Source organism: Inquilinus ginsengisoli (genome assembly GCF_050434925.1).
GTDB classification, from domain to species: domain Bacteria; phylum Pseudomonadota; class Alphaproteobacteria; order DSM-16000; family Inquilinaceae; genus Inquilinus; species Inquilinus ginsengisoli_B.
On record NZ_JBNDJK010000001.1, the window covers coordinates 7,265,687 to 7,289,941 of the forward strand.

11 protein-coding genes are annotated in these 24,255 nt (G+C 70.4%); 10 read left to right on the plus strand and 1 reads right to left on the minus strand.

The window, feature by feature from the left end:
• Positions 1–57: 57 nt before the first annotated feature.
• Positions 58–2,355 (minus strand): FecR domain-containing protein, encoded by a 2,298-nt coding sequence (locus QFZ27_RS34125; protein WP_429230951.1) that lies wholly within the window; start codon positions 2,353–2,355, stop codon positions 58–60.
• A gap of 494 nt (positions 2,356–2,849) precedes the next feature.
• Here QFZ27_RS34125 and QFZ27_RS34130 point away from each other — a divergent pair, with 494 nt between their 5' ends.
• The 10 genes from QFZ27_RS34130 to QFZ27_RS34175 all read left to right on the plus strand — a co-directional run bounded on the left by QFZ27_RS34130 (position 2,850) and on the right by QFZ27_RS34175 (position 24,236).
• Positions 2,850–7,967 (plus strand): hypothetical protein, encoded by a 5,118-nt coding sequence (locus QFZ27_RS34130; protein WP_429230953.1) that lies wholly within the window; start codon positions 2,850–2,852, stop codon positions 7,965–7,967.
• A complete protein-coding gene (locus QFZ27_RS34135) occupies positions 7,967–13,714 on the plus strand; it encodes an alpha-2-macroglobulin (RefSeq protein WP_429230954.1) in 5,748 nt (1,915 codons plus the stop codon). The genes QFZ27_RS34130 and QFZ27_RS34135 overlap by 1 nt, the downstream gene beginning before the upstream one ends.
• Before the next feature lie 203 nt (positions 13,715–13,917).
• Complete coding sequence (locus QFZ27_RS34140; RefSeq protein WP_429230956.1) at positions 13,918–16,197, plus strand: transglycosylase domain-containing protein; 2,280 nt, start codon at positions 13,918–13,920, stop codon at positions 16,195–16,197.
• Between the two features lie 151 nt (positions 16,198–16,348).
• Positions 16,349–17,662: a PQQ-dependent sugar dehydrogenase gene (locus tag QFZ27_RS34145; RefSeq protein WP_429230957.1), complete on the plus strand. Its 1,314-nt coding sequence runs from the start codon at positions 16,349–16,351 to the stop codon at positions 17,660–17,662.
• A gap of 187 nt (positions 17,663–17,849) precedes the next feature.
• Positions 17,850–20,174 carry a type VI secretion system Vgr family protein gene (locus QFZ27_RS34150; RefSeq protein ID WP_429230959.1) on the plus strand — a complete coding sequence of 775 codons (2,325 nt, stop codon included), beginning with the start codon at positions 17,850–17,852 and terminating at the stop codon, positions 20,172–20,174.
• 10 nt (positions 20,175–20,184) lie between these two features.
• Positions 20,185–21,264 (plus strand): DUF2169 family type VI secretion system accessory protein, encoded by a 1,080-nt coding sequence (locus QFZ27_RS34155; protein WP_429230961.1) that lies wholly within the window; start codon positions 20,185–20,187, stop codon positions 21,262–21,264.
• On the plus strand, positions 21,257–22,873 hold the full coding sequence (locus QFZ27_RS34160; protein WP_429230963.1) for a PAAR-like domain-containing protein: 1,617 nt from the start codon (positions 21,257–21,259) through the stop codon (positions 22,871–22,873). Before QFZ27_RS34155 ends, QFZ27_RS34160 begins: the two co-directional genes overlap by 8 nt.
• A 14-nt stretch (positions 22,874–22,887) precedes the next feature.
• Positions 22,888–23,361 (plus strand): SMI1/KNR4 family protein, encoded by a 474-nt coding sequence (locus QFZ27_RS34165; RefSeq protein WP_429230965.1) that lies wholly within the window; start codon positions 22,888–22,890, stop codon positions 23,359–23,361.
• Positions 23,362–23,426: 65 nt separating this feature from the next.
• Positions 23,427–23,819, plus strand: a complete 393-nt coding sequence (locus tag QFZ27_RS34170) for a GAD-like domain-containing protein (RefSeq protein WP_429232522.1) — start codon at positions 23,427–23,429, stop codon at positions 23,817–23,819.
• Between the two features lie 24 nt (positions 23,820–23,843).
• Positions 23,844–24,236, plus strand: coding sequence for a T6SS immunity protein Tdi1 domain-containing protein (locus QFZ27_RS34175; protein WP_429230967.1), 393 nt, complete (start codon positions 23,844–23,846; stop codon positions 24,234–24,236).
• Positions 24,237–24,255: the final 19 nt, after the last annotated feature.

Sequence of the window (24,255 nt, forward strand, 5' to 3'; positions counted from 1 at the left end):
GATGTCCCGCCGTCTTGCCCATCGCCCCCGCCCACACCTTCCCTGATGATCTCCCGCTCAATCCATGCGGTATGACTGCCGGTTGCCGGCGGCGTCCGTCAGCTCGACCTGCCTGACCGCCGCCGATTTCAGCCTTCCGCGCGGAACCGGGATCGAGCCCTGATAGGTCTGCGTGGCGCGATTGAACCGGAGCACGCCGTCGGCCGCCTCCGCCCCGTACCCCACCGTTGCGAGCGCGGTCGCCGCGAGTCCCGAGGCGTCGGAGGCGCGGACCTCGAGCGCCGCGAAGGAGCCGGCATCGCCGGTTTCGGGCGTGAGCTTGGCCGCGACCAGCCGGGGCGGCTCTTCGTCGAGCGTGACCGTGAAGCGGGCAACGTCGGTGTTGCCAAGCCCGTCGGTGGCGACCAGCTCGATCGGGTTGTCGCCGACGTGCAGATTGAGGATCTCGTCGAAGGCGCCGTCCTTCAGCACGACCTCGCCGCCGTTGAGGAGCAGCGTCGCGCCGGCCTTGGCGACCTGCCCTTTGACGAACACGGTTTCAGAGGCGGTGAGCCGGGGCAGCTCCTCGGAAAGTGTGATCGTCGGCCGCTCGCGGTCGACCACGATGTCGAGCTTCTGCGCGGTGCTGAAGCCGGAAGGGGCGGTGACGACGATCGAGAGCGAGTCCTCATCGGCGCCGAGCGCGATGTTGAGGGCGAAGCGGCCGGCCGGATCGCTGGCCGCGGATCCGCGCAAGCCGCCGTCGGCGCCGACGATATCGATCCGGGAGTCCGGCTTCGTGCTGCCGGCGAGGGAAACAACATCGCCGCCGGCCAGTATCCGGCCCGCCGGATCGCGAGGTATCGAGGCGTCCAGCACGACCGCCTCCGACCGGTCCGGCATGTGGCTGAAGCTGCGCAGCAGGCGGGTGACATTGCCGGCTGGGTCGGCCGCGACGATTTCGAGGCGGTTTTCTCCCTCGCTGGCCGCCAGCGGCCCGGCGATCCGCCCGAGGGCGCTGACCTCGACCGGACGGCCGTTCACCGAGACGACAGTCCCCGGCTCCGTCTCGCCGCGGATCTCGATCGCGGCGTCGCGCTCGATCGCGCCTTCGCCCGGCGCCTCGATCCGCAGGAAGGGCGCGACCTTGTCGATCACCATGGTGAAGCGCCAGGGGGCGCTGCGCTCGCCGGGCAGGCCGAAGGAGTCGAGGGCCGAGACCCGCCAGTAGTATTCGCCGGGCGGCAGCTGCTCGGTGCGGAAGGCGGGTTTCTGCAGCCCGAACTCGGACACCAGCATGGTGTCGAACGACTGGTCGGCACCGATCTCGAGCCAGTAGCCTCCGGCGCCCTCGGGGCCGGCCCAGGCGAGATCGGCCGCGCTGTTGTAGGCGACGCCGTCATTCGCCGGCGCGGAGAGCCGGGGCGCGCCGAGCACGTCGCGCTTCTCGCCGGCCTTGCCCTTGGCGGAGAGGACGAGCCCCTCGTTCCGACCGAGCACCACCGTCTCGCCGCCGGCCGCGACGGCGACGGGACGATCGTCGTAGTTGGTGAACCTGGCGCCGGACGCGTTGCTGCTGACCCAGAAGTCGCCGGATTCGATGCGGGCCTTCGCCTCCGGGATATCGACGGCGAAGCTGGTGCGCTCGCTGTCGCTGCCGAGCAGGGCGTAGAAGTCGCCCTCGACCAGGCTGACCTTCGCCTCCTCATGCCGGGTCAGCGGGTCGTAGCGCATCTCCTGGATGATCGCGTTCGAATTGGCGTTCAGCCTGAGCCGGCTGGCGTCGCGGAAGGTCAGCTGGGCCGTCGAGTCGGACAGGGTGCGGACCTTCTCCTCCTCCACCAGCACGGCGCGGAGCTGGGCGTCGTTCCACGCCAGGTCCTTCGGCTTCTGCGCCTCGACCTCTCCGTTGCGGTCGCTCAGCAGCGCCTCGGCGGCCTCGTCGCGCCGCTCTTCCGAGAGGGTGAGGGCCTTTGTGGCCTCCGAGTGGGATTCAAGGGCGAGATCCTTGGCGTCGCCCCAGGCGCGCTCGACCCGGCGGCCGAGCGCCCGGTCGTAGAGATCGACGGCCCTGCCGATCTCGTCCGGCGCGAACAGCTGGGCGCCTGCGAGGTTGGCCAGCCTGATCTGGTCGGCACAGCGCTCGAGGGCGCGCATGGCGGCGGCGACGAGATCCACCGGCACCCGCAGCGGCTGGCCGGGCGAGAGCTGGGCAACCGATGCCAGGTTGCTGGCCTTGAGGATCTCAGGCCAGAGATCGGGGTCACCGAGGTACCGCTCCGAGATCTGCCGGATGCTCTGGTTCGCCTCGAGACGGATTTCGACGGTTTCGGCCCAGGCGACCGGGATCGCACCCGTCAGGGCAAGCGCCGCCACGGCCAGCCCATCAAGAGCTGTCCGTCCAACCGATCTGGCGAGAGCGGCATAACCCACGAATTACCCCCGTAATTGGAGAAGGGTCTCAGCGTCTCTCCTGAAGGGCTTATTGGCTCCCCTGGAGCAGGCCGCCAGACTGCGGCAGTTTCTTTCGTTCTAACTATCAAGAATTATCAATAATTATCTCACAAAGCTGCAAAACGTCAATCTAATAGGTATCTATGTAGAGAGGCAGCACCGTGCCGTCGCGCTCCATGTCGCCGGGCGCCCGGGAGATGTCGCTTTCGCGAGTCCGCCCCGGCCCCGGGGAGGCGCCGAACCTCACCGGCGCCGACACGACACGGAGATGGTGGCGTTTTGGGCGAAGGCCGCCGGGGCGGCGATGGAGCCATCTCGACGACGCACCGTGCCGAGGATCATTGAAATGCCATGAATCCCGTTGAAACAATGGTGCAGCGGAGGCGGTCCGACGATCCGGACTGGGGGGTGATGCCATGAATGCCCGTCGTTGGATCAGGCTGCTGGGCCTGCTGGCCGCACTGGCCGCCCCGCCCGCTTTGGCGCAGGCTGCGACTCCCGCCGCGCCGCCGGCTGCGGCCGCGACGGTCGATCGGGACAAGCTTCCCGCCGCCGGCCGGCACGACACGCTGCTGCGCGTGCTGCAGCCGGGCCGGTTCTCGATCCGCGTGCGCAGCCAGAGCGGCGTCGCCATCCAACTGGTCGACATGCTGACCGGCCCGTCGGAGCTGTCGGGCGACGCCGGAGCCACCGACGGCCGGCTGGACGTGCTGCTGGACATCGGCACCTACAAGCTGCGGCTGTTCGGCGCCAAAGGGGCCGAGGGAGAGGCCGCGCTGACCGTCGCCGCCTTCCGCGAGGCCGAGGCGCCGGTTCTGCGCCCGCGCGACGGCGTGGTGCAGAGCATGACCTTGGCCGACCTGCAGCAGCGCTCCTTCTGGGTCGCCGTCGAGGCGCCGGGCTTCCTGCGCCTGGAGGCGGCGGGCCGCAGCCTGGCCGATCTGCGCTTCTGGCGGAACGGCACCGACCTGGTGCCGCAGACCGGGCGGATGCGGACCATCGAGCCGGTGGCCGGCCACCCGATGACCGACATCACCTTCGAAGACGCTCTCGAGCCGGGCACCTACCTGGTCACCGCCTATGGCGGCCCGGCTGCGACCTGGGCCGACGGCGACACCAGCCAGCCCTTCCACATCCGCTTCGGCGCGTCGGACGCGCTGCTGGCCGGCTGGGTCGGCGGCACGATCGGGCCGTTCGGCCGCGACCTGTACCGGATCGACGGCAGCGCCCGGCGGTTCCGCCTGGCACTGCCCGCCGCCGCCCCGGCCGGGCTGCGGGTGCTGGACGGCACCGGCGCCGTGTCCGGCGGCACGATCGACAAGAAGAGCCGCGAGCCGACGGCCTCGGCCACTTCGGCCGCGTCGAAGACTCCGGGGGACCGCGTGGTCGAGCTGACCGGCGCGGCCGGCCAGGCCTTCCAGCTGCGGGCGATTGAGGCCCCGGACGGCATGAGCGTGTCGCAGGCCGGGTCGTGGTGGCTGTCGGCCCCGACCGCGGGCTTCGGCGGCGACGAGCTGCCGGCCACCCTGGCGCTGGTCCGCACCGAGAAGGACAAGCCGGCCGTCACGGTCGGCAGCAACGCGCCGCAGATCGGCCCGGGCGCAGCCTGGCGCCAGCGCTTCAACCTGCGCGGCCCCAGCACGCTGCTGCTGCAGGTGACCGCCCCCGGCCCGATCGCTTTGCGCAGCGACGGCCCGGCCATCAAGCCGTCGATCACCGTCCCGAGCGGCGACCTGCTGGCCGCCCGCACCGACGGCGCCGCCCCGTCCTGGGACCTCGCGGCCGGCTGGTACAGGCTGAAGCTGGACCCGGTCGACGGCGCCACCGGCATCCTCGATCTCACCGTCGGGCCGCCCGGGCTGGTGCCGCAGGACAGCCGGCCGCTGCAGCCGGCTGATCCGGTTGTCGGCTTCGGCCCGCAGAACCTGGCGGAGGGTCAGACGCTGCGGCTGGCCGCCAACAGCGGGCCGAACGCAGGCGTCGCGCTGTCGGCCCGGCCCTGGCCGCTCGACCTCGCCGACGGGCCGCTGGCCGTGACCCAGGGCGCCGGGGAAGCGCTGGGCCTGTCGCTGACGCACCCGGCGGAGGGCACGCTGCTGCAGACCGAGGTCGGCGCCGGCACCACCGAGCTGAAGCCCGCGCCGGTCAAGGCCAGCGCCACCGGGGCCGACCTGACCCTGCCGGCGCCGGACAAGCCGCGCACCACGATCCTGTCCTGGCGGCCGCCCGCGGCGCCGCTGGCGGACCCGGCGGTCAGCCCGCCGCCGCCGCTGACGGCGCTGCAGGCCGGCAAGCCCGCCTGGTTCGACCTGGACCGCGAGGGCGAGCGCAGCTTCGCCCTGGCCGTCGCCGATGGCGGCCTGTACCGGGTCGAGACGCTGGGTCGGCTGCGCACCAGCGGATCGATCGGCACGCCCTTCATCGACTCCCTGGGCGAGGCTTCGGCCAATGGCGCCGGTCAGAACATGCTGCTGCAACAGTATCTGCGGGCCGGCCGCTATCGCGTCACCGCCAAGGCGGAGGATGGCACCGGACGGCTGGGCATCACCGCCCGCCCCGTCCCGATGCTGTCCGGCGCCGCGCTGGTGCCCGCCGGCACCGTGCGTGCCGCCCTGCCCGCCGGCAGCGGCGTCCTGTTCCCGGTCGAGATCCCGGCCGACGGCCAATACCGGCTGGAAATCCTGGGGCTGGACCGCAGCTTCACCGCCCGGCTGGAGGATGCCGAGGGCTGGCCGCTGCTGGCCGCCGGCGACCTGTCGGGGCTGGAGCAGGAGCTGGCCGCCGGCCGCTACCGCCTGATGATCCTGCCCGAGGCGGTCGACACCCGCGTGGTGGCCCGGCTGACCCGGATCGAGCCGGAGGTCGCGCTGGAGGGTCACGGCCCGCACCCGCTGCCCTTCGACGCCAACCAGGCCTTCCAATGGCGCGAGCCGGCGGGACGCGGCGATCCGCGCCAGCCGGACCGGTGGGACTTCACCCTGGCCGGCCCGGCCAAGGCCAGCCTGAGCCTCAGCGACGGCATGGTCGCCGAGCTGCGCCGGCTGGACACGCCGGACGCCGCGCCCGTGGCCCGGTTCACCAGCAGTTCCTCCTTCGCCGGCGAGCTGCCGGCCGGCCGCTACCGGGTCGAGGCGACCAGCCTGGGCCGCAACGACCGGCTGGACTATACCCTGTCGCTGCACACCGAAGAGCTGCAGCCGGGCGCGGTGCGCGACCTCCCGCTGCCCTCGACCGTGCCGTTCAGCGTCGCGACCGACCGGGTGGTCAGCCTGACCAGCTTCGGCGCCCTCGACGTCAAGGCGGTGCTGCGCGACGCCCAGGGCCAGGTGCTGGGCCGCTTCGACGACCGCGACGGCGACTGGAACATCGCCGTGTCACAGTACCTGCCGGCCGGCCACTACAGCCTGGACCTGGCCTCGGTCGAGGCGGCGTCCTCGAGCGACAGCTCGGATGACTCCGAGGACTATGACGAATCGCAGCCGACCACCGAGCTGCGGCTGTCGCTGCCGGCCGAGGGCGACGCCACAGGCGCGGCCCAGCCGTCCGGCATGGTCGAGCTGACCGGGCCGACGGTGCATCGCCTGACCATGCCGGCGGCCGCCGCCGGCAGCCTGATGGTCGCCGCCGCCAGCTCCTCCGCCGAGCTGACGCTGTCGCTGGAGCGCCAGGGTGCCGACGGCGCCTGGGCCAGCGTGGCGATCGACCGCGGCCTGGCGCCCGCCGTGGCCGTGCCGGCCGATGGCGACGCCTCACGGCCCTGGCGCGCCTCGGTCTGGACCGTCGATGGCGGCGGCGAGCCGGTTCGCTTCGCCGCCCGATTGGTCGATGCCCAGCCGCAGCTGCCCGGCCCGGTCGCCCTGGCGCCGCTGCCGCTGGACGGCCTGCCGCAGACCCTGGCCACCGCCCTGGTCGCCGCCCCCGGCGCCGGGCTGGAGCGGATCGACGGCGCCGATCTCGACGGCGGGCTGTGGCAGGGCTCCGCCCCCGGCCGGGCGCTGCGGCCGCTGACCGCGCCGGTGCTGGCGCCGCAATCCGACCGGCTGTGGCTGCTCGGGCGCACGGCGCAGCCGGCCAAGCCGGTTCTGGCGCCGCTCGCCGCAGATCCGTCTCATCCTACCGCCCTGGATCTCGCCGCCGGCGAGGCCGCGACGCTGCCGGCTCCGCAGGCGCAGCCCGGCCGGCTGCGGGCCTGGCTGGGGCGCTCCGGCGACGGCCAACCCGGTCTCGATGCCGGGCTCGGCATGGGCGTGGCCCCGGGCGAGGCCTTCGCCCTGAGCGCTCCCTCCATGCCGCTGACCATCCGCAATGCCGCTGGCGCCGGCGCCCTCCGGCTGGAGTTGACCGGCCTGGACCTCACCCTCGCCGTCGAGCGCCACGCCGATGCCGAGCTGTCCGACACGCTGGCCCCGGGCAGCGCCCTGCCGGTGACCCTGCCCGCGGGGGCGAAGCGGCTGCGGCTGGACCTGCCGGCCGGCGTCGCCGCCGTCGCCGGCTGGCGCGGCACCAATGCCGAGACCGCCTGGACCGGAGACGCGCCCGCCAGCTGGTCGCTGGACGGCAGCTGGACCGACCTGCTGCTGGTCAACACCGGCACCAAACCCGCGCCGGTGACGCTGGCGCAGATCCCGGATCCCTCGCCGACCCCGGCACTGGCCACCGACACGGTGATGAAGCGTTTCTTCGGCGCCGAGGGCACGGTGCTGCTGGCGCTGCCGGACGGCACCGGCCCGGGCCACCGGCTGATCGTGGCCGGGGCCGCCGAGGCCACGGTGATCGGCCGCGACGGGCGCGTCGCCAGCGGCCGCCGGATCCCGCTGACCGGCCCCGGGCTGGTGGTGCTGCGCCACGATGCCGGCCTGGTCGCCGCCTGGATGGAGGCCAACGAATACGGGCCGTGGCCGCAGCCGGAGCTGCAGGACGCGCCGCTGCCCGGCATCCTGCCGCTGTCCGGCGAGGCCATGACCCTGCGGGTGCGATCGCCGCAGCCCGCGCTGCTGACCGCCCGCACCACCGCGCCGGTAATCCTGGCCGCCGATGGCGACGCGCCGGAGCTGTTCCCGGCCGGGGCCGAGTTCCACCGCTACCTCCAGGATGCGTCGCTGCTGCGCCTGTTCTCGCCACAGGACGGGACGCTGTCCGGCTCGATCGAGCTGGTGGCGACGCCGATCGCGCCGCTGGCCGAGGGCGTCGGCGACGCCGTCACCGTCGCGTCCGGCGGCACCGCGCTGTTCGGCTTCACCGTCGAGAAGGACAGCGACATCGGCATCGGCATCCGGGCCGAGCCCGACCGGGCCCGGGTGCGGCTGCTTGATGCCGACGGCAAGCCCCTGGGCGACGGGGTGGTGCAGATGCGCCGTCTGGCCCCCGGCCGCTACCTGATCGAGGCGCAGGTGCCGCCCGACGCCCCGGCGACGCTGGTGCGGCCGGCGGTGGTCGGCATCAAGGCCCGGCCGAGCGGGCCGCCCGAGGATGTGATCCGCGGCTATCTGGACCTCGCCGGGCTGGCCCCGGCGACGAATGCGAGAGGCAAGTGATGACCCGCCTTCCCCTCATCCTCGCCCTGCTCGCCTCGGCCACGAGTTTTCTGGGCGCCAGCCCGGCCCTGGCACAGACAGCCGCGACCCCGCCGGCGTCGCTGGACCAGATCCAGCGCGCCGACGGCGCCCAGGTGGTGCCGGAGCGGTTCCTGCGCCGCTGGGACCCGGTCACCGTGTTTTTCGACCGCGACACCGGCCCGCGCGCCGGCGGCCCGGAGGACGAACCGGCGAAATACGCCACGCTGTCGCCGGACCAGCCCGGCGCCTGGCAGTGGCTGGGGCCCCGCGTGCTGCAGTTCCGGCCGGGCGAGCCGTGGGAGCCGCTGCGCCGCGTCACCGTCACCTCCGCCGGCCACGCCACCGAGCTGGTGCCGCTGCTGCCGACGCCGGTGGCCACCAGCCCGGCCGACCAGCCGGATGGCATCGCCGACCTCGACACCATCGGCCTGACCTTCGCCGACCCGGTCGACATCCAGGCCCTGGCCCGGCTGCTGACCATCGAGCTGCGCCCCCTGCCGGGCTTTGACGGCCAGGGCAGCCAGCAGCTGACCGCGCAGGACTTCACCATCAAGGCGCTGGAGCGCGCCGACCGCGGCGCCCAGCAGGGCTATGTCGTGACACTGCGCCAGCCGATCCCGGACGGACGGATGGCGATCCTGCGGCTGCGCCTGTCCGATGCGGCCGGGTTGGACGACCCGATCTTCGAGCTGCGGCTGCGCAGTGCCGCGCCGTTCACGGTCACCGACACCGCCTGTGGGCGCAGCTTCCAGCAGGACCAGCAGGATGGCGTGCTGCGCTGCAGCCAACCGACCGCCTATGAGGGCGAGGAGGCGCAGCCGACCGGCGAGCGCCGGCTGCGCCTGCGCTTCTCGAACGAGCCGGAGGCGCTGGACGCCGTGCGCGCCCGCGACGTGTTCCGCATCACCCCGGCGGTCGACGATCTGGCGCTGGAGCCGGACGGCCGAAACCTGACGCTGACCGGCCGGTTCCTGCCTGACACGGTCTATACCCTGCGGGTCGACCCCGGCAGCCTGAAGGATGTGCGCGGGCGGCCGCTGTCCGGCCCCGCCACCGATGCCCGCTTCGTGTTCCCGCCCGACCTGCCGGCCCTGGCCTGGGACGCCGGGCAGGGCATCAGCGAGCGCTTCGGCCCACAGATGGTGCCGTTGCGCGGCCATGGCTACGACCGCGCCGACATTCGCATCCACCGCATCGACCCGCTGGGCCGCGACTTCTGGCCGTTCCCGGCCGAGGGCCTGACCACCCAGGACGACACCACGCCGCCCCTGGCCGGCAACGAGCCCTCTCCATGGAAAGACGCGGCGGCGATCGACCGCGACGCGATGGCGGAGCGGATCGCCGCGCTGGGCTCGCCGGCCGTGTCCGAGCTGGTGCCGTTGCCGTCGCTGCGCGGCGGCCTTTCGGCCAAGTTCGGCCTCGACCTGAAACCTCTGCTGACGAAGATCGCCGGCGCCAGCCAGCCCGGCACCTATCTGGTCGGGCTGCGCCCGGTCGACGGCGCCGACCGGCGCTGGCTGCGGCTGCAGGTGACCGACCTGACCCTGTCGACGGTGGAGGAGCCGCAGCGCATCCGCTTCGCCGTCACCTCGCTGAACACCGCCAGGCCGGTGGACGGCGCCGAGATCCGGCTGGAGGGCGTGCGCGACGACCAGTTCGTGACACTCGCCCACGGCGTCACCGGGGCCGATGGCGGCTTCGCCTGGGCGCCGAAGGGCGCCTATGCCGACGAGCCGGAGATCCGGCGCATCGTCGTGACCAAGGGCACCGACACGCTGGTGCTGGAGCCGGACAACGGCCCGGCGCAATACGCCCAGGAGAACTGGACCAAGCCGGACGAGCCCTGGCTGGCCTGGGGCTTCGGCGACGTCGCGGCGCGGCGCGAGCGGCCGCAGATGCTGTGCCACGTCTTCACCGAGCGGCCGATCTACCGGCCGGAGGAGGCGGTGGAGATCCGCGGCTTCGTCCGGTCCTATCTCGGCGGCGGCCTGTCCTTTGCTAATGGCAAGGGCGAGGTCGTGCTCAACGGCCCGGACGACCAGGAATGGCGGCTGCCGGTGACGCTGGACGGCAATGGCGGCTTCTACCAGCGCTTCGAAGAGACCACGACGGCGACCGGCGATTACAGCGTCCGCTTCGTCGACCCCGACGGCGACGAATGCGGCCAGGTGCCGTTCAAGAAGGAGGCCTACAAGCTTCCGACCTTCGAGGTGCTGCTGAACGGCCCGGATTCGGCGCCGCTGGACAGCCAGCTCCAGGTCTCGCTGCTGGCCCGCTACTTCGCCGGCGGCCTCCTGGCCGACCGCCCGATCAAGTGGCGGGTGACGCAGTTCCCGTACAGCTGGACCCCGCCGGGGCGTGAGGGCTTCCAATTCTCCAGCGACTCCCGCTTCTCGGGCGAGCACGAGTTCCGCTCCACCCCCGTGCTGCAGCAGGACGGCAAGACCGATGCCGGCGGGTCGGCCCAGATCACGCTGGACCCGACGATCGAGCCGACCGCCCAACCGCGCCGCTATGTGGTCGAGGCCACGGTCACCGGCGACGACGACATGCAGATCCGCAGCACCCAGCATGTGGTGGCGCTGCCGCCCTTCACTCTGGGGCTGAAGGTGCCGCGCTACCTGCCCAAGGCGGATGCGCTGGACCCGGAGATCCTGGCGGTCGACGCCGCCGGCAAGCCGCTGCCGGGCGTCGAGATGACGGTGAAGCTGATCCACCGCAACTGGAACTCGGTGCTGCAGGCCAGCGACTTCAGCCAGGGCTCGGCCAAGTATGTCACCCAGGTGATCGACGAGACGCTGGAGGAGCGCAAGGTCACGTCCACCGCCGAGGTGCAGGCGCTGCATTTCGCTTTGCCGGAGGCCGGGGTCTACATCGTCTCGGTCGAGGCGGCCGACAAGATCGGCCGCAGCCAGTCGGTCAAGGTCGACCTGTTTGCCGCCGGCGACACGCCGGTGACCTGGTCGCGCCCGCCGGGGCAGAACGTCACCGTCACCGCCGACAAGGAGTCCTACGCCCCCGGCGAGACCGCGACGCTGGTGATCGAGAGCCCGTTCCAGACCGCGCGCGCTTTGGCCGTGGTGGAGGAGCCGGAAGGCCGGTTCCGCTATGACTGGGTCGACATCGCCAACGGCTTCGGCCGCTATGCCGTGCCGGTGCGCAAGGCGCAGATGCCGCGGCTGCCGGTGCATTTCCTGATCATGCGCGGGCGCCTGCCGGGTGAGGCCCAGGCCCCCACCGCGCCGTTCGACCAGGGCAAGCCGGTGACGCTGGCCACCACCGCCTGGGTCAAGGTCACCCCGGTCGAGAACCAGGTGGCGGTGACGCTGGACGCGCCGCCCAGCGCCCGCCCGGCGCAGGAGATCGAGGTGACGCTGCGCCTGGCCGACCTGAAGGGCAGGCCGCTGGCCGGCGAGGCCACCTTCTGGATGGTCGACCAGGCGGTGCTGTCTCTGGCCCGGGAGCAGCCGCTGGACCCGCTGCCCAAGTTCATCGTCGCCCGCATGTCGCAGATGGCGGCACGCGACACCCGCAACATGGCCTTCGGCGTGATCCCGCTGGAGGAGGTGCCGGGCGGCGACGAGGCGACCGACGAATGGGGAGTGGAGAACATCTCCGTCCGCCGCAACTTCAACCCGGTGCCGATCTACCTGCCGCATGTCCAGGTCGGGCCGGACGGCACCGCCAAGATCAAGGTCAAGCTGCCGGACACGCTGACCGTCTACAAGATGCGCGCCGTGGTCACCAGCGGGCCTGACCGCTTCGGATTCGGCACCGGCGAGGTCAAGGTGCGGCAGCCGATCGTGGCCCAGCCCGCCTTGCCGCGCTTCGTGCGGCCGGGCGACAGCTTCGACGCCGGGCTGGTCGGCCGCGTGGTCGAGGGCCCCGGCGGCTCCGGCCGCGCCGGCATCAGCGTCGACGGGCTGACCGTGCAGGGGTCGAAGGACCGCGCCTTCGCCTGGGACGGCAACCGGCCGGCGAGGATCAGCTTCCCGGTCTCGGTGCCCGACCCGACGCCGGGCAAGGACACGGCGAAGCTGCGCCTGCTGCTGCAGCGCGACGCCGACAAGGCCGGCGATGCGGTCGAGATCGCGCTGCCGATCCGGCCGGACCGGCCGCCGCTGCGCGAGCGCCGGATCGTCGAGCTGGCGCCGGGCGCGACCCAGGCCCTGCTGGCCGCGCCCGGCGATGTCCGCCCCGGCTCCTACTCGGCCTCGGTGGCGCTGGCGGCCGACCCGTCGCTGGTGCGGCTGGTCGCCGGGCTGAACGCCCTGGCCGAGTATCCGTTCGGCTGCACCGAGCAGGTGATGGCGCTGGCCAGCTCCGAGCTGGCGCTGAAGCCCTACGCCCCGGTGCTCGCCGCGGCCGGGCTGCAGGACCGCATCTCGGCCGATGTGCAGAAGACGATCCAGAGCATCATCCGCACCACCGACGAGGACGGGCGGGTGGGGTTCTGGCCGAAGTCGCGCGGCTCGGTGATGCTGACCGCGGCCGCCTACCGCTTCGTGGTGCAGGCGGAGCAGGCGGGCGAGACCGTCGACCCGGCCCTGAAGGACCGGCTGGCCCAGGTGCTGAAGCAGGCCCTGCGCTCCGACTATCCGCGCTTCCTCACCGGCGAGGATGTCCGCGAGCGGGTCGCCGCCCTGTCGGCCCTGGCCGCCGGCGGCACCGCGGACCCGGCTTATCTGGCGGAGCTGAGCCGCCGGGCCTCCCTGTTGCCGCTGGAATCGCTGGCCCAGATCACCGGGGTGGTCGCCGCCGCGCCGGATGCCGACCCGGCCCGGGTCGCCGGCCTCCTGGACCAGGTCAAGGCCAATGTCCGGCTGCTGTCGCGCGACGGCCGGCCGGTCTATGCCGGGCTGCAGGACCGGCCGGCCGACCCGATGGTGCTGCCGTCCGAGACCCGCACCCTGTCCGAGGTTCTGCTGGCGGTCGCCCGCGCCGCGCCGGAGGATCCGGTGGCGGGCGTGCTGCGCACCGGGCTGATCGGCCTCGGCGACGGCTCCGGCTGGGGCAGCACCAATGCCGACGCGGCGGCGCTGCGGGCGCTGGCGGCCGCGTGGGTGGCGCCGAGCGGGTCGGTGCCGGTCACCGCCTCGCTGCCCGGCGGCGAGCAGACCGGGACGCTGGAGCCCGACGCGCCGGTGCTGCGCTGGAGCATCGACCAGGCCGGGCCTATCGGCGTCACCAACCAGGGCAGCCAGCCGGTGGTGGCGCTGGCCGACGCACGCTGGCTGCCGAAGGCGCCGGGATCGGCGGCGACGCCGGTGCAGGACGGCTTCGTCCTGACCCGCCAACTGTACCGCGTGCCGGCCGCCGGCCCGCTGGAGCGGCTGGACCCGGGCGGCGACGGCGCCATCCATGTCGCCGCCGGCGAGGTGGTCGAGGAGGTGGCGGAGCTGATCAACCCCGAGGCCCGCACCCAGGTCGCCATCCGCCTGCCGATCGCGGCCGGGTTCGAGCCGCTGAACCCGAACCTGGCGACGGCGCCGGCCGAGGCCGCGCCCTCGGCCGCGCCGTCGGTGCCGCCGAGCTATGCCAGCTATGGCGACGACGAGGTGCGGGTGTTCTACGACCGGCTGGACAAGGGCCCGCTGACCCTGCGCTTCCGCCTGCGGGCGCAGGTGGCCGGCAGCTTCATCCAGCCGCCGGGCGAGGCCGAGATGATGTACCGGGCCGGGGTTTACGGCGCCAGCGCCGGCGCCCGGATCGTGGTCAGCCCGTGAGGCGAACGACGATGAGCGCCCCCAGCCATCCCCAAAATAGTCCCCCCTCCCCTTGCGGGAGGGGGTTAGGGGGAGGGGTCTGCGCGCGTCCGCGCGCGAACAGGTTGGACCTGCAGCAGGCAGTCTTCAGTCCTGGCCGAGAGAACCCCCTCCCCCTACCCCCCTCCCGCGGGGGGAGGGGGGACAGATTTGGACGGGCGTAAATGCCGGCCCCCGATCCTGCCGTCGGGTCCTCCCCGCCCCGCCGCCGGTGGCGGCGCTGGGTCAGCCGAGGCATGCTGGCGCTCGGCCTCGCCGTGTTCGGAGTGTTCGCCGTGCAGGTGGCGCAGCGGGCGCATCTGGAGGCGCCGGCGCCGACCCCGATCCTGTACGACCGGCAGGGCGAGTTCGTCGCCCAGATCGGCCATGAGGAGCGCGCGGCAGACGGCAGACGCTTCGTCGATTACGGCTACTGGACCGTCGATCCCCTGCCCGACCGGGTCGTCCGCGCCACGCTGGCGCTGGAGGACCGGCGCTTCTGGGACCATCCGGGCGTCGATCCGCGCGCCGTGGCCCGGGCCCTGTGGCACAACATCGAGGGCGGCCGGGTGCGGTCCGGCGCCTCGACCATCGCCATGCAGATCGCCCGGATGCAGCAGCCGGCGGCGCGCAACCTGTGGTCCAAGGCGGTCGAGGCCGGCACCGCACTGGTGCTGACCCAGCGCTATGACCGGCAGGCGCTGCTGGCGCATTACCTGCGGCTGGTACCCTACGGCAATGGCAGCCACGGCATCGCCCATGCCGCGCGCTGGTACTTCGACAAGCCGGTGGCGGATCTGAGCTGGGCCGAGATCGCCCTGCTTTCCGCCATCCCGCAGGCGCCCAGCCTGATGAATCCGCGTCGGCCGGACGGGCTGGCGAGAGCCAAGCAGCGCGGCCAGCGGGCGCTGGACGAGCTGGCCGGCCAGGGCGTGATCGGGCCGCAGGAGCTGGCGCTGGCCACCGTCCAGCTGGCCGGGCTGCGCCTGCCGCCGGCGCCGCGCCGGCCCGATGCCGTGCCCGCCATCCTGCGGCTGCGCCAGATGATCGCGCGGAACGGCGCCGAGGCCCTGCCGGCCAATGATCCGCGGCTGCGCACCACGCTGGATCTGGGGATCCAGGAGACGGTGACGGCGGCGGCGCGGCGCCAGCTGCGGGCCCTGTCCCCGATGGGGGCGCAGCAGGTGGCCGTGGTGGTGGCCCGGCGCGACAGCCGCGAGGTGCTGGCCGATGTCGGTTCCGCCCGCTACGGCGGCGCCAATGGCGGGTCGATCGACTTCAGCCGCGCCGTGCGGTCGCCCGGCAGCACGCTGAAGCCCTTCATCTACGCCCTGGCGATGCAACGCACCCTGCTGAGCCCGACCGACGTGATGGCCGACATGCCCGAGGGCGCGTCCGGCATCTCCAACGCCGACCGCAGCTTCCTGGGCCCGGTGCTGCCGCGCCAGGCGCTGGCCAATTCGCGCAACATCCCGGCCACCAACCTGCTGCGCCGGGTCGGGCTGGACAGCGGCTTCCGCTTCTTCCGCGAGCTGGGGCTGCACGATCTGGACGTGCCGGCGGAGAATTTCGGCCTGTCGATGGCGATCGGGTCGCTGCCGACCAGCCTGGACCGGCTGGTGCAGGCCTATGGCGCGCTGGCGGATGACGGGACCTTGCGCGACCTGGTGTGGTACCGCGGCCAGCCGCTGGCGCCGCCGCGCCGGGTGCTGTCGCCCGACATCGCCCGGCTGGTGACGCTGTTCCTGTCCGACCCGATGGCGCGGCTGCCCAGCTTCCCGCGCTACGGCACCACCGAATTCCCGTTCCCGGTGGCGCTGAAGACCGGCACGTCACAAGGATATCGCGACGCCTGGGTGGTGGCGTGGTCGCAGGACTACATGGTCGGGGTCTGGTTCGGCCGGCCGGATGCCGGGACGATGCGCCAGGTCGCCGGCGCCGGGTCGGCCGCGAAGCTGGCGCATGATGTGCTGATGGCGCTGCACGGCGCCCGGCCCGGCGACCTGCTGGACGCCGGCTTCCCGGCGCCGCGGGCCTACAAGCCGGTCGAGCTGTGCGTGCCGGCCGGCGGTCCTTCCCCCGATTTCTGCCGACAGCGGGTGGTGGAATGGGTCAGGGCCGACGCCGCCGTGCCGCCTGCCGTGGCCCCTGCCGTCGCCAGGGCGCCGGACGGTCCGGCAATCGGCACCGCCGGGCCGCCGCGCCTGTCGATCACGATGCCGGAGCACAACGCCCGGATCTGGCGCAACCCGGAGATGCCGCCGGCGCTCGACCGGCTGGCGCTGAAGGCCGCGGCGGCGCCGGGCGTCTCCCAGGTGGTCTGGTATGTCGACGGCCTGCCGTTCCGCACCGCGCGGCCGGACGAGACGGTGTACTGGCCGCTGACGCCCGGCGCGCACCACTTCCAGCTGCGCCTGCCGCTGCAGGACGGGGAGTCGCGCCCGGTGCGGATCGTCGTGGAATAAGCAACGGCCTTCCGCCCATCCCGCGTTCAGCCTAGGTTCGATCCCGCCATCGTCGCAGATGGCCTTCACGGCATGCCTGTAACCTGACAGACCGTTGGTACCAATCTCGCGGCGCTTGTGTCGCCCGTGTTCACGCAAGTAAGGGAACGCAATGAGCTTGTCCGGCATCTTTGCTCGAGTCGTCGCGCTGGTCGGCGCCGGAGCGATCCATTTGCGGCACCGGCACGACGGCCCGAAGGCGCCGGCCTTCGGCAGCACGCCGGCGATTCCGCCGGCGAAGCCCCAGGGCAGCATTCCGACGCTGAAGATGCCGACAGCAAGGGGATGGACCGCGGGGCAGACGCCGATCGCCGCGCCGGGACTCCAGGTCAACGCCTTCGCGGCGGGCCTGAAGCATCCGCGCTGGATCCACGTCCTGCCGAATGGCGACGTGCTCACGGCCGAGGCGCTCAGCACGCCGGGGGGCATCAGTTCCGTCTTCGACTACGCCATGTACAGCACGATGAAGCGCGCGGCCGCGGTGGGCGAAAGCCCGAACCGCATCACGCTGCTGCGCGATGCTGACGGCGACGGCGTCGCCGAGACTCGTGAGGTGTTCCTGGCCGGGCTGAACCAGCCGTTCGGCATGGCGCAGCTCGGCGACACGTTTTATGTCGGCAACACCGATGGCGTGGTCGCATTCCCGTACACGCCCGGGGACACCCGCATCGGCGCGGCGGGGCGGAAGCTGGCGGACTTCAAGCCCGGCGGGCACTGGACGCGGAGCCTGCTGGCGAGCCCCGACGGACGGAAGCTCTATGTCGGCGTCGGCTCGCTCAGCAATATCGGAGACCACGGGCTGGCGGCAGAGGAAGGCCGGGCCGCCATCCACGAGCTGGACCTCGAGAGCGGCCAGGTCCGCATCTTCGCCTCCGGCCTGCGCAATCCCGTCGGCATAGCGTGGGAGCCGACGACGGGCTCTCTCTGGACGGTGGTGAATGAGCGCGACGGGCTGGGGGACGAGACGCCGCCCGATTATCTGACATCGGTGCGCGACGGCGGCTTCTACGGCTGGCCTTATTGCTATTGGGACAGGATCGTGGACGACCGGGTGCCGCAGGATCCGGCGCTGGTCGCATCGGCCATAACGCCGGATTTCGCATTGGGCGGGCACACGGCGTCGCTGGGCCTGTGCTGGCTTCCAGCCGGCACGCTGCCCGGCTTCCCCGACGGCATGGCGATCGGCCAGCACGGCTCCTGGAACCGCAGCAAATTGAGCGGCTACAAGGTGGCCTTCGTGCCGTTCGTGAACGGACGCCCCGCCGGACCCGTGCGCGACATCCTGACCGGCTTCCTGTCCCCTGACGAGCGCGCTTCCTATGGCCGGCCGGTGGGGGTGACCATCGGCCCGGACGGCTCGCTGCTGGTGGCGGACGATGTGGGCGACGTGATCTGGCGAGTCACGGGTGCGCCGGAGCGCGGCTGACGCGCGCCACGAGAATCGGCCGATCGAATAGGTCGGCGGTCCCTTTTTGCAACAAAACAGCCACAAATATCGACCCTCCAACTCGGCGGAATGCCTGACTCCGACTGCGATCCTATCTCTCGGCTTGCCAAAGGCGCCCGATCTGGCGACAAGTTGAACAGATTTCGATGCAGTCGGAGCCGTCGTTATGGGGGGTTACGATTACGTCGGTTCGTTGACGCAGGCCGGTCGGCTGCTGACGATCGACACGCCGTTGGGCCAGGACGTCCTGCTCCTGGAAAGGATGCAGGGGCAGGAAACGCTGTGCGACCTGTTCGACTTCCGGCTGCATGTGCGCTCGAAGCGCCAGGACATCACGCCGGACGAGGTGGTGGGCCTGCCGCTGTCCTGGACCCTGGAGCTGCCCGGCGGCATGCGGCGGACCTGGTCCGGCGTGGTCGGCGCGATCGAGGCTGGCCATGCCGTCGGCGACGGCATGCGCGCCTACACCGTCACCGCGAAGCCCTGGCTGTGGCTGTTCGGACATACCTCCGACTGCCGCATCTTCCAGCACAGGACAACGCAGCAGATCCTCGAGACCATCTTCGGCGAGGCCGGCATCCGCGACTATGATTTCGGCGCCGTCACCGGGCCGAAGGAGCCGCGCGGGTACTGCGTCCAGTACAACGAGACCGACCTGAACTTCGTCTTCCGACTGCTGGAGGAGGAAGGCTGGTGCTGGTGGTTCCGGCACGAGGCCGGCCAGGATGGCGGGGCGGGCCGCCACGTGCTGGTCGTCGCCGACAGCCCGCGCGCCTTCGCGCCGGGCGAGGAGCCGCGGCTGCGCTACACCACGACCAATGTCGACCTGAACGACGTCACCGTCTGGACCCGGCGCTGGGCCTTCAAGCCCGGCGCGGTGGCCGAATCGGACTGGAACTTCGAGACGCCGCGGCAGGACCTGACCCGGGCGCAGCCGACGGTCAACCCGATCAAGACCTCCAAGCCGTTCGAGATGTACCGCTGGGGCGGGCGGTTCCTGGAGAAGGGCCGGGCCGACCACATCACCCGGCGGCGCATGGAGGTGCATGAGGCGGCGTTCGACACGGTCGCGGCCGAGAGCGGCAACCGCCGCGTCGCCCCGGGCCAGGGCTTCACCCTGTACGGCCACCCGGTCGCGGCCGAGAACGGCGACTATACCGTGGTCTCGGTCGACCACGAGGCCAGGGACCCGACCTACGCCCCCGATGCCGCGACCGAGGGGCCAAGCTACGCCAACCGCTTCGTCGCCATGCCGGCGAACAAGCCCTTCGTGCCCGAGCAGAAGACCCCGCATCCGAAGATCGAGGGGGTGCAGACCGCGACCGTGGTCGGCCCGCCGGGCGAGGAGATCTGGATCGACCAGTACGGCCGGATCCAGGTGGCGTTCCACTGGGACCGCTACGCCAAACGCCGCGACGGCGACAGCTGCTGGATCCAGGTCTGCCACGCCGTCTCCGGCGCCAATCACGGCCTGCAGGTCAAGCCGCGCATCGGCATGACCGCCTTCATCACCTATGTCGACGGCGACCCGGACAAGCCCTTGTGCATCGGCACCGCGCCGAACCCGGACAACATGGTCTCCTACGCCTTCCCCGACAACAAGACGCGCTCGACCTGGCGCTCGCTGTCGCACAAGGCCCAGGGCTATGTCGGCAACAACGAGATCTCGATGGAGGACGACACCGGCCGGGAGAACCTGTTCCTCCACGCCCAGAAGGACCACACGGTGAAGGTCCGCAACAACCATGTGAAGCGGGTCGACAACGACAAGGTCGAGAGCATCGGCGCCAGCAAGGCGATCAACGTCGCTTCCAACCACAAGGAGGAGATCGGCGGCAGCATGAACCTGACGGTCGGCGGCGCCGGCGGCGGCGCCCCCAGCCTCCTGGCCAATGTCGCCGGGCTCGCCGGCTCCTCGGCCGGGCTGATCGCCCAGGCCACCAGCATCGCCCAACGGGGCGGCGCCTTCTCGGGCGGGGGCGGCGGAGCGGCGCCCGCCGGCGGCGGCATCGCCGGCAGCCTCGCCGCGGGCGCCCTGGCCGCGACCCCGGCGCTGATGCAGAGCTTCGCCGGGCAGATCGGCGGCTCGGCGCTCGGCTTCCTCGCCGGTCCCGCCCTCAACGCGCTCTCCGGGCTGGTGGCCGGCCCCAGCACGCGCCAGGACGCCGGCGCCGCGCTGCAGGCCTCGGGCACCGGCCTCGGCTCCTCGGTCAACCAGCTGTTCTCGCTGCCCGGCATGATGAACACCGTGGTCGGCAGCTTCAAATCCGACACCGTCGGCGTCGCCCGCCACGAACAGGTCGGCGTCGCCAAGACCGTCAATGTCGGACAGGCCTATGTCGTCAAGGTGGGAGAGGAGTTCGTTCTCGAGGTCGGCAAGTCGAAGCTGACCCTCCGGGCCGACGGTTCGATCCGCATCCTCGGCGACAACCTGAACATCACCATGAGCGGGCCGGTTCAGGTCAACGGCAAGACGATCGACCTGAACTGAGCGCCGGCGCATGGAATTCCGCAACAACACGCCGTTCCCCGGCCTGGCGTTCAAGCAGTACAACGCGCGTTCGGAGCTGAACGGCGTCCTGGCGCTGCGTGGCACCTTCGACATCCGTCCCGGCGAGGCGCTGGCGCCGTCCGGCAGCCAGACGCCGTTCCTGCTCAAGGACGAGTATGCGGGGGAAGGCCAGCGCGCCCACCTGTTGCGCCAGGCCGACTTCGTCCCGTTCAAGCCCGGCACCGACGTGACGGTGCTGGCCCGCGCCCATGCTCCGTTCGGCGAGCCGCAGCCTTCATGGCTGGCCGGGATCAAGGTCGGAGACCGGCAGAAGCTGCTCCGGGTCCATGGCCCTCGTCACTGGCAGCCTGACGGGGATGGCTGGCGCCTGGGCGAAGCCGCCCCGGTGTCCGAGGTGCCCCTCAGCTACTATCTCGCCCATGGCGGTCCTATCCCCAAGGGAGCAGAGGATGACGGGCCGCAGGACTGCAACCGCTTCAATCCGCTCGGCCCCGGGTTGCTGGACCCGAAGCTGAGCCTGAAAGACCGGCCCCTGCCCGCACCGCAGATCGAGGCCGCGGACGAGCCGATCACGGAATGGCAGAAAGCCTATCAGCCGCAGGGCTTGGCCCCGATCGCGCCGTGGTGGCGATTCCGGGAGCAGTACACCGGCACCTATGACGAGACCTGGCTGGCGACCCGGCACCCGTTCCTGCCGCCGGATTTCGACTACCGCTTCTACAACTGCGCTCATCCCGATCTGATCTTCACGCCGTGGCTGCACGGCGACGAAGAGATCCGGCTGGCCAATCTCCGCCCTGACGCACCGCTCCTGGCTTTCTCCCTGCCGGGGCTGCGACTGGTCTGCGCAGCGCATCGGAAGATCGGCGAGACCGAGATCCTCGCCATGCCGCTCGACGGCGTCCACATCGACGTGGTGCAACTGCCGCTGCGCGTGACTCTGACCTGGCGGGTCGGCTTCGCCTGGCGGGAGGGCGTGCGGGCCGTCGAAGCGCATTTATTGGGGCCGGCGGAACCGATGTCCGCAGCCAGCCGGCAGCCCCTTCCGGCGGAGACGGGCCATGATTGATGGCCGTGGGTCGTATCCGGTCGACATCGGGAGCATGCCGCCGGATGTGGCGGCCCGGTACGGCTCGTTGATCGATCGCTTCCAGGCGCTATCCCAGGCCAAAGACTGGACGCCCGCCATCGGCGCCCTGTCCGAGGCGGACGAGCTCGGCAAACCGTATCGGGTGGGAGCAACCAAGAAGGAGGAGCCCCCGCCGCAGGCGCAGTGGACGACGACGCCGAAGGAGGCGATCCGCGATTCCTCGAAGCCGATCGTGCTGTCGCTGACGCCGGATGTCTGCAAGACCCCGGTCGGCTCCTCCACCCCGCCGATCCCCTATTCGGTCTACGCCATTCCGGGCGAGGACGAGAAGACGACACCGACCGTGTTCTTCACCGGCGAGCGCGCCTTCGTGCTGCGCTCGAACACCACCTGCACCCATGGCGACGAGCCGGGATCGGCCAAGGGCATCAAGTCGGGCACGGTGGGAGACATCGCCGAGCCGCTGGACCATTCGAGAACCGTGCGGGCGGAGGGACAGCCGGTCATCCGGAACGAGGACCGGTTCTATATGAACCGGGGGAACACATTCGGCGAAGTCCGGATGGCGGGGGACAACACGACCCATGGCGGCGGAGGCAACGGAACCGACACACGCGGCGCCGGCGAGCGGTTCGCGGACGGCTTCAGCGAGAATGCGGGCGAGACCTGGGAAGGGGCGAAGAAGGTCGGATCGGACGCCTTGGAGGGGGCGAAGAGCATCGCGTCCGATCTGTGGAACGATCCGCTGGGGACGCTGGGCTCGGCCGGGGAGAGCGTGGTGGGCGGCGTCACCGGGGCGGCCCAATGGACCGGCGAGGTCGGCCAGAACCTGTGGAACGACCCGGGAGGCACGCTGGGCCGCGGCTGGGAGAACACCCAGAACACGGCCGGCGCGGTCTGGCACGGCGTCTCCGACCCCTATGTCCAGGCCTATCAGGAAGGCGGGGTGGCGCAGGCGCTGGGCCATGGCACCTTCGACGTGGTCAGGCTCGGGGTCGAGGCCCTGGCGACAAAGGGGGCGATCACCGTGGCCGGCAAGGCCGCCACCGCGGCCGGTGTCGCCCGCAAGGTCGGCGCGGCCGAGGGCGCGGCCGCCAGCGCCGCCGGCGTGGCCGAGGACGTCGTGCCGGCCGCCCGAAAAACGGAACAGGCGGCGGAGGAGATCGAGCGGGCGACGCCCGATGAGAATGTCAGGGTCACGCGCACGAGAAGATGGGTTGCCAAGGACGTCAACGGCAGAAGAGTATATCAGAGAGATGACCTGATCGATCCAGATAGGCGAGATGCTGAAGGGCGGACGAACCGTGAACGGATGGCCGATGGCGATGCACCAATCGGGCCCGATGGAGAAGAAATAAATCTTCACCATTTAACTCAGGACGAACCCGGCTCGATGGCGGAGGTATCACAGAGCATGCATCAAAATTACAATCGGGAACTTCATATGTACAATAATCAATACGACAAATCCTATATTGGCTCAGACGGAATTCGTCATCGTTACAGTAGCGCGCCGCCATCAATGAATCGAGGACCATTCAATACATGGAAGCGAGGATACTGGAAAACAAGAGCTAAGGATTTCTGACCGAAGAGGACAAGATGTCTATAAGTGACGTCAACACGGCCATTCAACTGATTCTCGATTCCGGAGAATCATATCGTCCGGGAAATGGCGCTGCGGATGATATGCTTTCTGCATTTGAGAACAGACTAGGCGTGCGATTCCCACCGTCTTATAGATACTTTCTTGCGAAGATGGGTACGCTCAGCTTTATGGGGCACCAATTTTATGGCATCACGAAGAGTGGCCTCAATGCAGAGTCAATTCCCTGCGTCCTCTGGGCTACAGAGCGCTCTCGTGAAAAGGGTCACATCACGGACTCAATGTTGCGTATCAAGATGTCCGGTTACGGTCCGTTCTATGTTCTCGATTTATCACAGAGAAACGCTGAGGGAGAAGGAGCCGTTTTGGAATTGCCAGTTCAAGGAATATCCGGTGGATCGGAAAAGATAGCTGACGATTTCGGAAGCTTCCTTCTCGGCGAAATCACCTCTGCGTTGTCAGACGGCTAGGTTGAATCATAGCGTTTCACATCGCGGCGCTGGGCCTTCAAGCCCGGCGCGGTGGCCGAATCGGACTGGAACTTCGAGACGCCGCGGCAGGACCTGACCCGGGCGCAGCCGACGGTCAACCAAGAAGCTTTAGGCCAGTCCACAAGCTTCGTTCAGCCACACACGCCGAGATTCAGCGCGCACGCGAGATTTTGCCTTCACCGTTAGTAGATATGTTTGAAGAAATAGGCTTCTGCAGTTTTGCAGATGGCCTATTTTATACATGCCATTCTGACGAAATTAAATCCATTATGGCTCTTGTTTTTAGCAACGATCGGGAAATCTCTTATAAAGACTGCCACGCAATCGGTTATTCCGCATTTGGTGATATCTATGTTTGGTCGAACAAATATTATGATTTTAATATAGATTTTGCCGAAGGATTCGTGTTTTGTCGCGCCCTTACCGTTAAGGATTGAAAACCCATTGCAACCGCCGAACATGTGGCAGCAGGATTTTTCCCGGATTTAGAGATAATAGACTTCCCGGATCAATATGGCGACCCGCTTTACCGGCGCTGCCAGGAGAAATACGGCCGGCTCGAGCCTGGTGAGTGCTACGGCTTTTTCCCGGCGCTGGCGATCTCCGACATTTTCGGTCCGCACCGGACGATCGAGAACATCCGCCGCGTGAAAGCGATGGAGCACTTCACCATCCTCGCCCAGCTCGACGCCTTCCGGCTCGCACGGGTTGGAGTCGAGGGGGCTGAGCCTGTGCGGCCCATCGCTGAGGCCGATCGGCGACAAGAACACGAAATGCCAACTATCGATACCGTCATTCAACTGATTCTCGATTCCGGAGAATCAATATCGTCCAGGAAATGGCGCTGCGGATGATATGTTTTCTGCATTCGAG

Coding starts and splice junctions, on each gene's coding strand:
- QFZ27_RS34150 (WP_429230959.1), top strand. CDS start 17,850: ATGGGGGGTTACGATTACGTCGGTTCGTTGACGCAGGCCGGTCGGCTG.
- QFZ27_RS34130 (WP_429230953.1), top strand. CDS start 2,850: ATGAATGCCCGTCGTTGGATCAGGCTGCTGGGCCTGCTGGCCGCACTG.
- QFZ27_RS34145 (WP_429230957.1), top strand. CDS start 16,349: ATGAGCTTGTCCGGCATCTTTGCTCGAGTCGTCGCGCTGGTCGGCGCC.
- QFZ27_RS34165 (WP_429230965.1), top strand. CDS start 22,888: ATGTCTATAAGTGACGTCAACACGGCCATTCAACTGATTCTCGATTCC.
- QFZ27_RS34140 (WP_429230956.1), top strand. CDS start 13,918: ATGCCGGCCCCCGATCCTGCCGTCGGGTCCTCCCCGCCCCGCCGCCGG.
- QFZ27_RS34135 (WP_429230954.1), top strand. CDS start 7,967: ATGACCCGCCTTCCCCTCATCCTCGCCCTGCTCGCCTCGGCCACGAGT.
- QFZ27_RS34155 (WP_429230961.1), top strand. CDS start 20,185: ATGGAATTCCGCAACAACACGCCGTTCCCCGGCCTGGCGTTCAAGCAG.
- QFZ27_RS34160 (WP_429230963.1), top strand. CDS start 21,257: ATGATTGATGGCCGTGGGTCGTATCCGGTCGACATCGGGAGCATGCCG.